The organism is Ruegeria sp. BH8 (genome assembly GCF_056538065.1).
This window is the reverse complement of record NZ_JBQFSP010000001.1, coordinates 1,138,252-1,152,400: the sequence shown is the minus strand read 5'-3', so window position 1 is coordinate 1,152,400 and position 14,149 is coordinate 1,138,252. Positions and strand designations below refer to the sequence as shown.

Annotated in this window: 15 protein-coding genes; 6 read left to right on the top strand and 9 right to left on the bottom strand. The window is 58.1% G+C overall.

Annotation, left to right across the window (positions count from 1 at the left end; all coding sequences use genetic code 11):
* Positions 1 to 7: 7 nt before the first annotated feature.
* The gene (locus ACR0AD_RS05715) at positions 8 to 1,210 is read left to right on the top strand and encodes an RSP_2647 family RNA methyltransferase (RefSeq protein WP_480480496.1); all 1,203 of its coding nucleotides are present in this window, start codon (positions 8 to 10) and stop codon (positions 1,208 to 1,210) included.
* The gene (locus ACR0AD_RS05710) at positions 1,207 to 1,749 is read left to right on the top strand and encodes an RSP_2648 family PIN domain-containing protein (RefSeq protein WP_480485356.1); all 543 of its coding nucleotides are present in this window, start codon (positions 1,207 to 1,209) and stop codon (positions 1,747 to 1,749) included. Before ACR0AD_RS05715 ends, ACR0AD_RS05710 begins: the two co-directional genes overlap by 4 nt.
* Positions 1,750 to 1,820: 71 nt before the next feature.
* Here ACR0AD_RS05710 and ACR0AD_RS05705 read toward each other — a convergent pair whose 3' ends face one another.
* The 7 genes from ACR0AD_RS05705 to ACR0AD_RS05675 form a co-directional block, all read right to left on the bottom strand.
* A complete protein-coding gene (locus ACR0AD_RS05705; RefSeq protein WP_480485357.1) occupies positions 1,821 to 2,507 on the bottom strand; it encodes a M48 family metallopeptidase in 687 nt (228 codons plus the stop codon).
* Positions 2,508 to 2,607: 100 nt separating this feature from the next.
* Positions 2,608 to 3,204 (bottom strand): NAD(P)H-dependent oxidoreductase, encoded by a 597-nt coding sequence (locus ACR0AD_RS05700; RefSeq protein ID WP_480485358.1) that lies wholly within the window; start codon positions 3,202 to 3,204, stop codon positions 2,608 to 2,610.
* Positions 3,205 to 3,305: 101 nt separating this feature from the next.
* Positions 3,306 to 4,490: a vWA domain-containing protein gene (locus ACR0AD_RS05695; protein WP_480485360.1), complete on the bottom strand. Its 1,185-nt coding sequence runs from the start codon at positions 4,488 to 4,490 to the stop codon at positions 3,306 to 3,308.
* 4 nt (positions 4,491 to 4,494) lie between these two features.
* Complete coding sequence (locus tag ACR0AD_RS05690) at positions 4,495 to 4,665, bottom strand: hypothetical protein (protein WP_209503658.1); 171 nt, start codon at positions 4,663 to 4,665, stop codon at positions 4,495 to 4,497.
* Between the two features lie 7 nt (positions 4,666 to 4,672).
* On the bottom strand, positions 4,673 to 6,040 hold the full coding sequence (locus tag ACR0AD_RS05685) for a DUF2927 domain-containing protein (RefSeq protein WP_480485362.1): 1,368 nt from the start codon (positions 6,038 to 6,040) through the stop codon (positions 4,673 to 4,675).
* Positions 6,037 to 6,486, bottom strand: a complete 450-nt coding sequence (locus tag ACR0AD_RS05680) for an N-acetyltransferase family protein (protein WP_480485364.1) — start codon at positions 6,484 to 6,486, stop codon at positions 6,037 to 6,039. The genes ACR0AD_RS05685 and ACR0AD_RS05680 overlap by 4 nt, the downstream gene beginning before the upstream one ends.
* Positions 6,487 to 6,595: 109 nt before the next feature.
* A complete protein-coding gene (locus ACR0AD_RS05675) occupies positions 6,596 to 7,441 on the bottom strand; it encodes an AAA family ATPase (protein WP_480485366.1) in 846 nt (281 codons plus the stop codon).
* Between the two features lie 381 nt (positions 7,442 to 7,822).
* Here ACR0AD_RS05675 and dksA point away from each other — a divergent pair, with 381 nt between their 5' ends.
* Together dksA and ACR0AD_RS05665 are read left to right on the top strand one after the other, a co-directional pair.
* A complete protein-coding gene (gene dksA / locus ACR0AD_RS05670) occupies positions 7,823 to 8,245 on the top strand; it encodes an RNA polymerase-binding protein DksA (protein WP_209504868.1) in 423 nt (140 codons plus the stop codon).
* 71 nt (positions 8,246 to 8,316) lie between these two features.
* Positions 8,317 to 9,465, top strand: a complete 1,149-nt coding sequence (locus tag ACR0AD_RS05665; protein WP_480485367.1) for an FAD-dependent monooxygenase — start codon at positions 8,317 to 8,319, stop codon at positions 9,463 to 9,465.
* Between the two features lie 4 nt (positions 9,466 to 9,469).
* Here the strand turns inward: ACR0AD_RS05665 and xth are convergent, their stop codons facing one another.
* Both xth and ACR0AD_RS05655 read right to left on the bottom strand, forming a co-directional pair.
* Positions 9,470 to 10,249, bottom strand: a complete 780-nt coding sequence (gene xth / locus ACR0AD_RS05660) for an exodeoxyribonuclease III (RefSeq protein ID WP_480485369.1) — start codon at positions 10,247 to 10,249, stop codon at positions 9,470 to 9,472.
* Between the two features lie 280 nt (positions 10,250 to 10,529).
* A complete protein-coding gene (locus tag ACR0AD_RS05655; RefSeq protein WP_480480516.1) occupies positions 10,530 to 10,853 on the bottom strand; it encodes a HesB/IscA family protein in 324 nt (107 codons plus the stop codon).
* A 76-nt stretch (positions 10,854 to 10,929) separates the two neighbouring features.
* Here ACR0AD_RS05655 and ACR0AD_RS05650 point away from each other — a divergent pair, with 76 nt between their 5' ends.
* Together ACR0AD_RS05650 and argS are read left to right on the top strand one after the other, a co-directional pair.
* Positions 10,930 to 12,069, top strand: coding sequence for a deoxyguanosinetriphosphate triphosphohydrolase (locus tag ACR0AD_RS05650; protein WP_480485371.1), 1,140 nt, complete (start codon positions 10,930 to 10,932; stop codon positions 12,067 to 12,069).
* 252 nt (positions 12,070 to 12,321) lie between these two features.
* On the top strand, positions 12,322 to 14,067 hold the full coding sequence (gene argS, locus ACR0AD_RS05645; protein WP_480485373.1) for an arginine--tRNA ligase: 1,746 nt from the start codon (positions 12,322 to 12,324) through the stop codon (positions 14,065 to 14,067).
* The last annotated feature ends 82 nt before the right edge of the window (positions 14,068 to 14,149 follow it).

Below are 14,149 nucleotides of genomic sequence, written 5' to 3'. Positions count from 1 at the left end.
GAGCGCCATGACCCAAACTGCCGACCGCCCCCGTATCCGCCTGAAACCCAAAGCCAACGCGCGCGGGCTGCGCCATGGCTTCCCCTGGGTCTATGCAAATGACATTGTCACAGACCGCCGCACGCGCAAGATCCCCGCGGGCGCACTGGCGATTCTCGAGGATGACAACCGCGCGGCGCTTGCGCTGGTGGCGGTCAACCCTGACTCAAAAATCATGTGCAGGGTGCTGGATCGTGATACCACCGCACAATTGGACAATACTTGGTTCGAAACCCGCCTTAGCCGCGCCCTTGCATTGCGTGAACGCTTGTTTGATGCGCCTTTCTACCGTCTGGTCCATGCCGAGGCCGATGGCTTTCCCGGTGTGATCATCGACAGGTTTGGCGATAGCTGTGTCATCCAGCCCAACGCGGCCTGGGCCGAGGTGCATCTGGATACGCTCACCGAAACGCTAGTCAAGGTCGCAGGCGTGACGACGGTGCTGAAAAACGCCTCGGGACGCACGCGCGGGCTGGAAGGGCTGGACGATGAGAACCTGACTTTGCACGGCACCGCACCCGACGCACCCCTGCCTGTGCCGATGAATGGTGCCACGTATATGGCCGACCTGACCGGAGGTCAGAAAACCGGCCTGTTTTACGATCAACGCCCCAACCATGCCTTTGCCGCACGGCTGGTACATCCCGGAGCGCAGGTGCTTGACGTGTTCAGCCATGTTGGCGGCTTTGGCCTGGCGATGCTGGCCGCAGGAGCCGGACAAGCCCTGTCCGTCGATGGGTCTGCTGCCGCGCTGGAACTGGCCGCCAAAGGTGCCGAGGCTTCGGGCCTTGGCGACAGGTTCCAGATACGGCAGGGCGATGCGTTCGATGTGTTGACCCAATTGGGGGACGAGGGTGCGGCGTTTGACGTGGTCATCTGTGACCCACCTGCCTTTGCCCCGTCAAAACAAGCACTGGATGCGGGATTGCGCGCTTATGAGCGTATCGCGCGGCTTGCCGCACCTCTGGTCAAATCCGGCGGCTATCTGGGGCTGTGCTCGTGTTCTCATGCCGCCGATCTGGGGCGGTTCCGCGATGCCTCCTCCCGCGGGATTGGCCGCGCGGGCCGACAGGCGCAACTGATCCACACCGGATTTGCCGGGCCGGATCATCCTCAACTGCCGCAACTGGCGGAAAGCGGCTACCTCAAAGCGGTGTTCTACCGCCTATGAAGGCTGTTCTCGACACTTGTGTCCTCTATCCAACGGTCATGCGCGAGATGCTGTTGGGCGCCGCGCGATTGGGGCATTTCACCCCGATCTGGTCCGCCCGCATCCTCGAAGAATGGGCCCGCGCCGCCCGCAAGCTGGGCCCGACGGGTGAGGCCCAGGCGCGCGCCGAGATCGCGCTGGTGCAAGCGGCCTGGCCGGATGCCGAACGTCCAGCGAACGAGGGTCTTCAAAACCGCCTGTGGCTTCCGGACGCAGCAGATATCCATGTGCTGGCCACAGCAATCGCGGCTTCCGCTGATCTGATTGTCACGGTAAATGCCAAGGATTTCCCCAAAATTATCCTGACAGATGAAGGGCTTGACCGGAAAGATCCCGACAGCCTGCTGTACGGCTTCTGGCGATTCAATCCAGAGGGAATGGGCACACTTGCCACTCAGGTCCTTGCCGAAGCCAATCGCCTCTCAGCCGAACAATGGACGCTCCGCGCGCTCATGAAAAAAGCCCGGCTTCCGCGATTGGGCAAGGCACTCGCCACCTGAGTGGGGTCCAGCTTCATCTGGCCAAAAATATCCCGGAGAGCGCGAGAGGCTGGCCTCTCGCAGCACAGGCATCACCGCTGTGCCCAACGCTGTTCAAGCTTTTCCAGCGCCGCAACACGTTCATCCGTCTTGGGATGGCTCATCAGCCATGCCGGGACCACCCCGGCGCGCCGCTGTGTCAACTCTTCCAGCTTGTGAAACAGTGATTTCTGCGGGCCTATTCCGATACCGGCTTTTGTCAGCAAAGCGGCTGCGTATTCATCCGCTTCATACTCATCCCCCCGCGACAGGCGCGAGGCGATCAGTGCGGTCAACGCATTGGCAATCATCGCCCCGACAAAAGGGATGAACCGGTTCAGGACCATGATCAGTGCTGTTCGCATCGCATTTTGCCCCGAAAAATCGATCATCCGCCGCCGCGCGTGACCCAGCGCTACATGGCCCAACTCATGCGCGATTACACTGGCCATTTCCTCAGCCGAAACCTCGCCGTTGCGGAATTTGCGATAAAATCCCCGGGTGATGAATATCCGCCCGTCCGGTGCGGCCAACCCGTTCACCGGGTCGATCTCGTAGATATAAACCGGGACCCGCTCGATCTCGAGCGCGGCAGCCAACCGGTCGGTCATGCGCTTGAGGGCCGGGTCAACAAGCTCGGTCGACTTTGCGTCCAGTTCCCGATGGGTGCGCCAGACGGAAATCCGGTACATCACAATTCCATAGGCAATGGCCAGTAGGATAGGGGTCAGGCGAAGCATGGGTTAGATATGGGTTTTCAACACCCCAAGAGCAAATGGAAAATAACAGCTTTTCTCTGTTCTGTTTCATTTCGAAGTGAGGCTGTCGATGTAACCGTGTTCATGGATCGCTTTCAGGTTGCGGAAGCGTAAGTCCAATTTCATAGCAACGTTCCAAAAGCGCCTGTCGACGCAGGGCTGACCCGGTCGCACCATGCAACAGCTCGAGTTTCCGGGGTGAAAACCCGAAATACCCAAACGTGCCATTCGTCCAGAGTGTCTCAAGCGCGTCGGTATATCCTTTGGCTTCCATTTCGTCAGAACGCGCACCGGCTGGCACCAACAATAACCCAGTTCGGGACCTCTGGAGGGACTTTTCCGGATCGTCCAACTGATCGTAGGCCCAGCCCCACATCCACACGCGGTCGACCCAGCCTTTCATCATCGAAGGCATTCCCCACCAGAACAACGGAAAGGCCAGGCAGATTGCATCGGCGCGCGCAATCCGTGTTTGTTCCGCAAGTATGTCTTGCGGTGCGCCAGTGCCTGCTTCGCCTTCTATGTCCGCCATTGACCAGCGTGGATCGAACCCTTCTGCATGCAAATCCGCAATCTCGGTAGTATGGCCAGCCGCCTTTGCGCCTTCGCAGAGTTTGGCGACAGCGGCGGCCGTAAAGGAGTTCGGCTTTGGGTGATCCAGGATTGTCAGCAGATGCACAGTAAGCTCCTCAGGTTTTCAAACGGCAACCGGGTTACTGTGAAAGCTCAACCCTGCTTGAGGTCAAGGTATTAATCAGCAGGAGTATCTGATGGGGTGTGTCAGCGCGTCAGCTCGCGCATTCCCTGTTCCAGACCAGCCAGCGTCATGGGCACCATGCGATCTTCAAAGATGTCGCGGATCATGCTGATGGAATGGGTATATTCCCAGTATTTCTCGGGCACCGGGTTGATCCACAGGTTTGACGCCCACTGTTCGCGCGCGCGTTGCAGCCAGACTTGCCCGGCTTCCTGGTTCCAATGTTCATTGGCACCGCCGGGATAGGCGATTTCATAGGGGCTCATCGAGGCGTCGCCGACAAAGATGCACTTGTAGTCGGATCCATAGGTGCGCAGCACTTCGTGGGTCGGGGTCTGTTGGTTCCAGCGGCGGCGATTGTCGCGCCAGACCCCTTCATACAGGCAATTGTGAAAGTAGTAATATTCCAGATGCTTGAACTCGGTTCTTGCAGCGGAAAACAACTCTTCAACCACTTTGATATGAGGGTCCATCGAGCCGCCGACGTCCAGAAACAACAGTACCTTCACCGCGTTGTGGCGCTCGGGCCGGGTTTTGACATCCAGATAGCCATGCTCGGCCGTGGCACGGATGGTGCCGTCCAGATCCAGCTCTTCAGCTGCTCCCTCCCGCGCCCAGCGGCGCAGGCGTTTCAAGGCGACCTTGATGTTGCGGGTGCCCAGTTCAACCGTGTCGTCGAGGTTCCTGAATTCCCGCTTGTCCCAGACCTTGACGGCACGCTGATGGCGGCTTTCTTTCTGTCCGATACGGACGCCTTCAGGGTTGTACCCATAAGCCCCGAACGGAGAGGTTCCTGCGGTACCAATCCATTTGTTACCGCCCTGGTGACGGCCTTGTTGTTCCTTGAGGCGCTCGCGCAACGTTTCCATCAGCTTGTCGAAACCGCCGAGCGCTTCGATCTCTGCCTTCTCCTCGTCCGACAGGTGTTTCTCGGCCATCTTGGCGAGCCAATCGGCTGGGATATCGACAGCTTCCAACACCTGATCGAAACTGATCTCGCCCAAGCCCTCAAAACTGGCGGCAAAGGCGCGGTCGAACTTGTCGATATTGCGCTCGTCTTTCACCATCGACACGCGGGCAAGGTAGTAGAACGCTTCGACATCATAGGTGACAAGACCCTTTTTCATGCCTTCCAGAAAAGTCAGATACTCCCGGAGCGATACCGGGATGCCCGCTTTGCGGAGGTTTTCGAAAAAGGGCAGGAACATCGCGTCACGCCACCATGCGAAGCAGAACCAGCGAGATCACCAGACCCACAAGCGCAAAAGCGATCCCATATCCGGCGGCATACTGCGCCATGTCGGCGCCGTTTCCATTGCGTTTTTTTGCGGTCAAAGCACCCAGGATTGCACCCAGTATCGCCATTCCCAGTACTAGCAACATATGCGTTTCATCCGTCTTTCGTGCTGTCAGCGGGGCGTCGGCTACTGTTTTGAGCCAGAGATTGAGCCACCAAATCCGAACCGAACCCGTATCGCGCCCATCCAAGGCTGTCCAGCCTGACGGCACGTGCCTGCTGCAATTGACCGGCCTGTTTCAAGGCCTCGGATTTCAACAGCAGCAACGTTGCCAGCAGCGAAGCGTTTTCCGCGCGGGTCATCACGTCGATGGCCTGATCCAGTTCGGGCAGGACCTCGGGCCCGCGATCCTGCGCAAGCGCAAAGGCTGCGGTCTGGGTTGAGACATAAGCCTGATGAACCTCGGTTCCGGGCGTCGCGCGAAGAAATTGTTGCGCGATCTTGAACTGCCGCTGGGCTTCTGCCGGGTCACGAAACTGCTCCATCCGGCCCATCAGGTAGTGGGGATAGGCGCGGCGGTGGTCTGTCCATCCCAGTTGCTGCCCGATGCGGGCTGCCTTTTGCGCGGCGCGCATCTGTCGGGGGGAACCCGGCCCCGGTCCAAGTGATTTCTGGATCGCGTTGATCCACTCTCGGGGGGTATTTGTGGGGGGTTGCGCAGCTAGTCGGTCGCCGCGTGGGTTCAGACGGCTGAGAATTCCGGGGATGACGGCAGCGACCTGATCGCGGGTCATGCCGGTGTGCAGTTCAGGCGCATAAGCCGCGCGCAGGATCAGCATGTCGAACCCGGTCAAGACCGTATGAATATTGTCGTCGTTGAACACCGAATCCGGCAGATGATAGAGGTCGTTCAGAGGACCAAGGGACTGTGCCAGTTCTTCGTGAAGACAATCGCGCATTTCCTGCGGGCTTACATCGTAGGGGATGAAAATCCCCAATCTTTCACGCTGGCGCAGCTCAACCCAACTGCTTTTGGGTTTGCGGCGGTCGCGCTGATACTCAGCCAGGCTGGACGCGTTTGGCACCACGAAACAGGCCGCGTTTGGCAGAATTTGCAGAATGTCCTTCTGGCTGACCGCTTCGATCGTGATATTGGCCTGACCGTCTTTGATTTGTCGGATGTTGATGCCTGCCTCGCGCTTCAGGCGGTTCAGCAGGCGGGTCAGATCCTGCTGCATACTTTGTGTCGGCGATCCGGTCAGGCGAACGGTGATCGGCGTTTCGAACCGGGTGAAAACGGGCAGGGCGGCCCCGCTTTCCAGTTCGAAATGCAGGGACAGGAAATCCGACGCGATGTTCGTATTGGACCGTGCCGGTGGCGAAGGGCGGGGTGCCGCAAAAGACTTGGCCGGCGGCAACGCCACTTCGACATATGGGGCATCGTTCCCGAGTTCGATTGTCTCGACAGACGTGCAGCCAGCGATAACCAGCGCCAGAAAAAGGGCGCCCAAACGCATCATGGGCGGGCGTACTTGATGAACGGTGTCAGGGTGCCGATGCGATCATAAAGGTGGCGTGCCGTGGTGTTGAACTCTTGCGTAAGCCAGTAAACGGATGGGGCGCCCTGGCGATCGGCCTCTTCATAAACCGCCTGAATCAAAGCGCGACCGACGCCCGTTCCTCGGGTTTCAGGTCGGGCGAACAGGTCTTGCAAGTAACAGACCTTTTCCACTTTCCAGGCGTGGCGATGAAACAAGTAATGCGTCAGCCCGACCAAAACGCCCGCCTGTTCCGCAACGAAACAGGAAAAATCCTGCGGGTCGTCGCCCAACAATCTGGAAAAGGTCGATTCATACACGTTTTCAGGCAGGGTGGTTTCATAAAACGCCAGATAATCCCGCCACATTTCGGCCCACTGATCTTTGTCCTCGGCCCGCAGGGTCCGGATTGTCAGAGCGTTCGCCAAGTAATGACCCCAATATTGCTGCTTCGAAACGCGGTTGCGTCAGGTATCTCGATGCTGACACCCGAGATACCCAATGGCAAGCCGTGATCACAGATTGTTCACACGCAGGCTAGCGTTTGCCACGCGCCATGAAAGCAAGACGTTCGAACAGATGCACGTCCTGTTCATTTTTCAGCAAAGCGCCATGCAGCTTCGGCAGCGCGCTGGCCCCGTCACGCTTGAGGTCTTCGGCCGTCAGGTCTTCGGCCAGCAACAGCTTCAGCCAGTCCAGCACCTCCGAGGTCGAGGGTTTTTTCTTGAGCCCTTGCGTCTCGCGGATTTCATAGAATTGCGTCAGCGCGGCGGTCAGAAGTGCGTCCTTGATGCCGGGGTGGTGCACATCTACGATCCGGCGCATCGTCGCCTCGTCCGGAAAGCGGATATAGTGGAAAAAACAGCGGCGCAGGAAGGCGTCGGGCAGCTCTTTTTCGTTGTTCGAAGTTATAATGACGATGGGGCGGTGCTTGGCCCGGACCGTCTCGCCCGTTTCGTAGACATGGAACTCCATCTTATCGAGTTCCTGCAACAGGTCATTGGGGAACTCGATATCCGCCTTGTCGATTTCGTCGATCAGCAGAACAACCTTTTCGTCGGCGTCAAAGGCCTGCCACAACTTGCCCTTGCGGATATAGTTCGACACGTCATGGACACGCTCTTCGCCCAATTGGCTGTCACGAAGGCGGCTGACGGCATCATATTCATAAAGACCCTGCTGCGCGCGGGTGGTGGATTTCACATTCCACTCGATCATTCTCAGCCCCAGCGCACCGGCCACTTGCCTTGCCAATTCGGTCTTGCCGGTACCGGGCTCGCCCTTCACCAGCAGGGGGCGTTCCAGCGTGACAGCGGCGTTCACGGCAATAGTCAGATCGTCGGTGGCGACATATTCGGCTGTACCTTGGAAACGTGCGGTCATGGGCCTCTCGTACGTATATTGTGTTGGACGGGCAGGTTGTGGTTTCCGGGTTACAGAGCGGCAAGGTTTTTTACAACCCGCGTCCCTGCGTCGCCCGGCGGGAATTGTGCTGCAACTCCAAGCCCTTTTGCTTGATTCCGATATAGACCAATCCCGGGCGCCGTGCCTCTCGCCCCAAAAAAGCCTGTCAAATTTCATAGAAATACAAGGTTTTGTTGATGTTTGTCTCATAGTTAGACAAATCCGCAGGGGTGCACTGTTGCGCAACGTTTGTGTAGTGACATTCCACCGCCCGTCGGCTAAACGCTGCGCAGAAGGGAGAGCCAAATGTCAGCTGAAACAGCCTCGAACGACGTTACTGGCCATACCGAGGGAGCAAATATGAAGCAGGAAGTTTTTCTGCCGGAAGATTACCGTCCGGCCGAAGATGAGCCTTTCATGAATGATCGTCAGCTTGAGTATTTTCGTCGCAAGCTGCTGGATTGGAAGACAGAGTTACTGGCTGGTAGCCGCGACACCATCGAAGGGCTGCAAGACAACACCCGTAACATTCCGGACGTCGCGGATCGCGCCAGTGAAGAAACTGACCGTGCGCTGGAACTGCGGACCCGTGATCGTCAGCGAAAACTGGTCGCAAAGATCGACTCGGCCCTGCGCCGGATTGATGATGGCGAATACGGGTATTGCGAAATGACGGGCGATCCGATCTCGCTGAAGCGTCTGGACGCACGACCGATTGCAACCATGACACTTGAAGCACAAGAGCGCCATGAGCGTCGCGAAAAGGTCCACCGCGACGATTAATCGCCGGGTATGTGTAAGAAATCCAAACGCCGGGGCCTGTGGCTCCGGCGTTTTTGCGTTATGCGGATGCCATGAAGATAGATGGATTGAAATTCTGTGTCATTGGCGGTGGAATCGGCGGCCTGGCCTCGGCTCTGGCGCTGCAACACCGTGGGGCGCATGTCACGCTTCTGGAGCAAGCCCCGGCCCTGACCGAAGTTGGCGCTGGTTTGCAGATCAGCGAGAACGGGATGCGCGTTCTTCATGCACTTGGCGTCACAGGTCTTTCTGTCGGGCAGAAGTCCCATGGAACTGTCTTGCGCGATTACCGAAATGGGCGCGTGGTCAGTCACCTGCCGGGCCCTGCAGCTGGTCCGACTTATTACTACCACCGTGCCGACCTTCTGAACCTTCTTCATGATGCGGCTTGTGACGCAGGCGTGAATATCCGCTTGGGTGCCAAAGTTTCGCATGTGCAAAAGCACCCCAACGAGGCAGAGGTGGTCTTGGCGTCAGGCGAGCGAATTCGCGCAGAATGCGCCATTGCGGCCGATGGCGGCCGCAGCGTGCTCCGCCCGGCTCTGAACGGGGCAGAGACGCCGGAGTTCACGCATCAGGTGGCGTGGCGCGCCACCATCCCCTGGCAGCCCGATCGCGACCCGGTTTCGGCGTCCCTGACCATGGGGCCGGGGCGGCATGTGGTGACCTATCCGTTGCGCGACGAAAGCATGATGAACATTGTCGCGGTCGAAGAACGTTCGGACTGGCGGGAAGAAGGATGGCGTCAGACGGGCGACCCTGAAGAGCTGCGCAAGCGATTTGCAGATTTCGGTGGCCCCGTGCGCGACATTCTATCGAAAGTCACGGATGTGCACCTGTGGGCATTGTTTCTTCGGCCTGTCGCGCAAAACTGGCAGAATGGCAGATTGGTTCTGCTAGGGGATGCGGCCCATCCAACATTGCCATTCATGGCACAGGGTGCATGTCTGGCGCTTGAAGACGCCTGGGTGCTGGCGCGCGCGTTTGACGAACGATCGGGTATCACCAGCGCGCTGGCAACCTATGAAACAACTCGCAAACCAAGGGCGCAGCGCGTTGTCGCGGCGGCCGGATCAAATGCGCGGAACTTTCATCTGCGCGGTCCAGCCCGATTGGCTGCGCAATGTGTGTTGAGGGTCGTTGGCGCCCGGTTGTCCCAACGCTATGAGTGGATCTACGGTCACGACGTCACGGCTGCTTAGGGCCTCAAATATCCAGGTCAATCCAGACAGGAACGTGATCGGATGGCTTTTCGTGCCCCCGAACAGCGGCATCAATCTGGCAATCCCGCATGAGGTCGGCGGCTTGTGGCGTTAGCAGGAAATGATCAATCCGAATTCCGTCATTCCGGTTCCACGCGCCAGCCTGATAATCCCAGAAAGAATAGTGGTCTGGACCCTGCGTTGTCGCGCGGAAGGCCTCGGTAAAGCCAAGGTTCAGGATTTTTCGAAAGGCGGACCGGCTTTCCGGGCGGAACAACGCGTCTTCCTGCCAGGCATCGGGGCGTTTGGCATCCTCGGCCTGTGGGATGATGTTATAGTCTCCAGCCATCAGGGCCGGCTCCTCTGACTTCATCAGGGTCTTGGCGCGGTCGTAAAGCCGTTCCATCCAGGCCAGCTTGTAATCGTATTTCGGTCCGGGTGCCGGATTCCCGTTGGGCAGATACAGCCCACAGAGTCGCAGGGCCTTTTTGCCCACGACGGTCGCCTCGATCCAGCGTGCCTGTTCATCATTGTCATCGCCGGAAAGGCCGCGTGATACATCCTCCAGCGGAAGCTTCGACAGGATCGCGACACCATTGAAGCTTTTTTGCCCGTGTGTTTCCACGTTGTATCCGCGATCTTCAAACATCTCGCGGGGGAAGTTTTCGTCGACGGATTTGATTTCCTGAAGAAGAACAACGTCGGGTTGGGCATCGTCCAGCCAGCGGGGCAGCGCCTCGGTTCGCGCCTTGATGCCATTGATGTTGTATGTGGCGATTTTCATGCGCGATCCTCCGAAGCCTTGTGGCAACCTATCGCTCAGAACGGGCCCAGCGGCAAGTCGGAGATCGGACTAGCGAGGCTCTGCCTCGCGCTCCGGGATATTTTTAGCCAGATGAAGAAACGGATCCTTAACCATTTTCTCGATACTTGAAAGGGCGGTACAGGCGGGGACGCCGATGACCTCGCCAGGTGAAGCTCTCTGGTCGTTATGGTCAGAGAGTGGATTCCTGCTTCATCTGGCTGAAAATATCCTGGGGGTGTGGGGGCAAAGCCCCCACCGGTTACATTGAAAACGACGTGCCGCAGCCACAGGACGAGGTGGCGTTGGGATTGTCGATCACAAACCGTGCACCGATAAGCTCCTGAGTGAAATCGATCACAGCGTTTTCAAGAAAGGGCAGAGAGACAGGGTCGACGATGACTTTCTGCCCTTTGCCTTCAAGAATGAGGTCGTCGGAGTTTGGCGTATCCAGAGCAATTTCATATTGAAAACCGGAACATCCACCGCCCTCCACTGCGACACGCAGGGCTTGCCCCTGTTCCGCGGCACCGATTTCGGCAAGGCGGTCAAAGGCGCGTTCGGTGACTGATGGGGGCAGATTCATGCCGGTCTCCAAAGGTTTATTTCCCAAGCGTCCTACAATATATGAAACCAAAAGACAGGCGACAAGGACAAGGCCTTTGGACAGAGCGGGTTTTGCTTCGGACCCAGACCGCGCAAGGGGGCGGCTGGTGCCAGAGGAAGAGAGCAGCTTCCGGTCAAGCTTTCAGCGTGATCGCGACCGGATCATTCACGCCAGTGCGTTTCGGCGGCTCAAGCACAAGACGCAAGTCTTTGTCGAGCATGAAGGTGACAGTTATCGAACACGGCTGACCCATTCCATCGAAGTTGCTCAGGTCGCGCGAACAATTTCAGGGGCGTTGGGCCTGAATCCTGAACTCACCGAAGCTGTAGCGCTGGCGCACGACCTGGGTCATACGCCCTTTGGTCATACGGGTGAGGACGCCCTCCACGCGCTGATGGCACCTTACGGGGGGTTTGATCACAACGCGCAGGCCATTCGGATCGTAACCAAGCTGGAGCGGCATTATGCCGGGTTTGACGGATGCAACCTGACTTGGGAATGTCTGGAGGGTATCGCCAAGCATAACGGTCCGGTTGTTGGCGATCTGCCCTGGGCCCTGGCTGAATGCAACCAGGGCTTTGATCTTGAACTTCATACCCATGCAAGTGCCGAGGCGCAGGTGGCGGCCTTGTCTGATGACATTGCTTACAACAATCACGACCTTCTGGATGGGTTGCGTGCGGGGTTGTTTGAAGATGATGATCTGCGCCACCTTCCGATCGTGGGGGCGTGTTACGCAGATGTGGATGCGAAATACCCCGGTCTTGATCCGTATCGGCGGCGTCATGAAGCACTGCGGAGGGTTTTTGGGGTCATGGTGGCGGACGTCATCACAACGTCGCGCGACTTGATCGCGGCCTCGGGCGCGCAGTCGGTCGAAGAGATTCGCCATCTTGGGCATCCTGTCATCCAATTCTCGGTCGGGACTTGGGCGGATCTGAAACAAATCAGGGCGTTCCTGTTCACCCGGATGTATCGCGCGCCCAGCGTCATGAAGGTGCGGGCCGAGGTTGCAACGGTTGTCGAAGACCTGTTCCCGATCTACCTGAACGATCCGAAACAGATGCCGGCACGCTGGCACGAGGATATTGAAGCTGCGGCGGACGAGACTGCTCTGGCCCGGATCGTATCGGACTATATTGCAGGAATGACCGACCGCTTCGCTTTGCAGGATCACGCCCGGCTGACGGGCTGATTGCGCCGCAATGAAACGGGTAATGGTCCATGTTTGCGACCTTTATTGCGGGTTGATTGGTACCTTGCGCAGGCGGGAAGCGATGATCAGAAGCCGTACGACGGACAGTGCGCAGGGTACTTGAAATCTCAGACAGAGGATATCTGGGCGCCATTGGCAGACATTGGGCGCAAACCATGTCCAAACAATAGGCGTCCATTGACCTTGCCGTGATGCATGGTAAACCGCCGGGCAAGCAAAAGGACATCCGAAATGAACCTGTTTTCCGAGATCCGCAGCCTCGTACTGGACGCGCTGGCGCAGATGCAGTCCGAAGGCGCGTTGCCCGATGGGCTGAGTTTTGACAACGTGGCGGTCGAACCGCCGCGTGATGCGGCGCATGGCGACATGGCGACAAACGCCGCGATGGTGCTGGCAAAACCGGCCAGGATGAAACCGCGCGACATTGCCGATGTATTGGCAGGGAAGCTGGCAGCGGATGACCGGATCACCAGCGCCGATGTGGCAGGTCCGGGCTTTCTCAATTTGCGGCTGGCACCGTCGGTCTGGCAAGGCGTGCTGGCGGCTGTGCTGGAGAAGGGCACCGATTATGGCCGCTCGACTATGGGCCACGGGCAGAAGGTCAACGTGGAATATGTTTCGGCTAACCCAACCGGACCGCTGCACGTGGGTCATACACGGGGTGCGGTATTCGGTGACGCTCTGGCAAGCCTGCTGGCCTATTCCGGCCATGATGTGACCCGCGAGTATTACATCAACGACGGCGGCGCGCAGGTGGATGTGCTGGCGCGCTCGGCTTACGAACGCTATCGCGAGGCCAATGGTCTGAGCCCCGAAATTGCCGAAGGTCTTTATCCCGGCGACTATCTGATCCCAATCGGTGAGGCGTTGAAACAGAAATACGGCGACAGCCTGATCGACAAGCCGGAAAGTGACTGGCTGGAAGAGGTGCGTGAGTTCTCGACCGACGCGATGATGGATCTGATCCGCGCTGACCTGAAAGCGCTGGGCGTTGAGATGGACGTGTTCTTCTCGGAAAAATCTCTCTATGGCACTGGTCGGATTGAGGCCGCATTGCAATCGCTGACTGACAAGGGCCTGATCTATGAAGGCGTGCTCGAGCCGCCGAAGGGCAAAAAGCCCGAGGATTGGGAGCCACGCGAACAGACCCTGTTCAAATCGACCGAACATGGCGATGACGTCGACCGCCCTGTCAAGAAATCGGATGGCAGCTGGACTTATTTTGCCCCGGATATTGCTTATCACTATGACAAGGTGACCCGTGGCTTTGACGCGCTGATCGACGTGTTTGGCGCCGACCATGGCGGCTATGTCAAACGGATGAAGGCGGCTGTTTCGGCACTGTCCGACGGTAAGGTGCCGCTTGATATCAAGCTGACACAGCTGGTGAAGCTGTGGAAGAATGGTGAGCCGTTCAAGATGTCCAAGCGGGCAGGGAACTTTGTCACGCTGCGCGATGTGGTCGATCAGGTGGGCCCGGATGTGACGCGGTTTGTTATGCTGACCCGCAAGAACGACGCGCCGTTGGATTTCGATTTTGACAAGGTGCTGGAACAAAGCCGCGAGAACCCCGTGTTCTACGTTCAGTATGCACATGCCCGTGTCATGAGCGTGCTGCGTCGTGCGGCCGAGGCTGGAATTGCGGCTGATGATGCGATCCTTGCGGGTGCTGACCTGAGCAGGAACGATCATGTCTCGGAACTGGTTGTTGCGAAGAAGCTGGCAGAATGGCCACGGCTGGTGGAGATTGCGGCCCGAACCAATGAACCGCACAGGGTCGCCTTTTATCTCTATGAACTTGCAGGCGACTTTCACGCGTTGTGGAACAAGGGCAATGACGAGACGCAATTGCGTTTCATCCAGGATGGCGATGTTGCCACAAGCCAGTCAAAAATCGCTTTGGCCCGGGCCGTTTCTGTTGTGATTTCAGCGGGCTTGGGTATTCTTGGCGTTACTCCGGCGCAGGAGATGCGGTAACGAATATCGCCCGAACCGCCGGTACGAGGTAGGCAAGAAATGACCCGCGGGCCTTATTTTCAGGCGCGAAACGGGCAGTGAG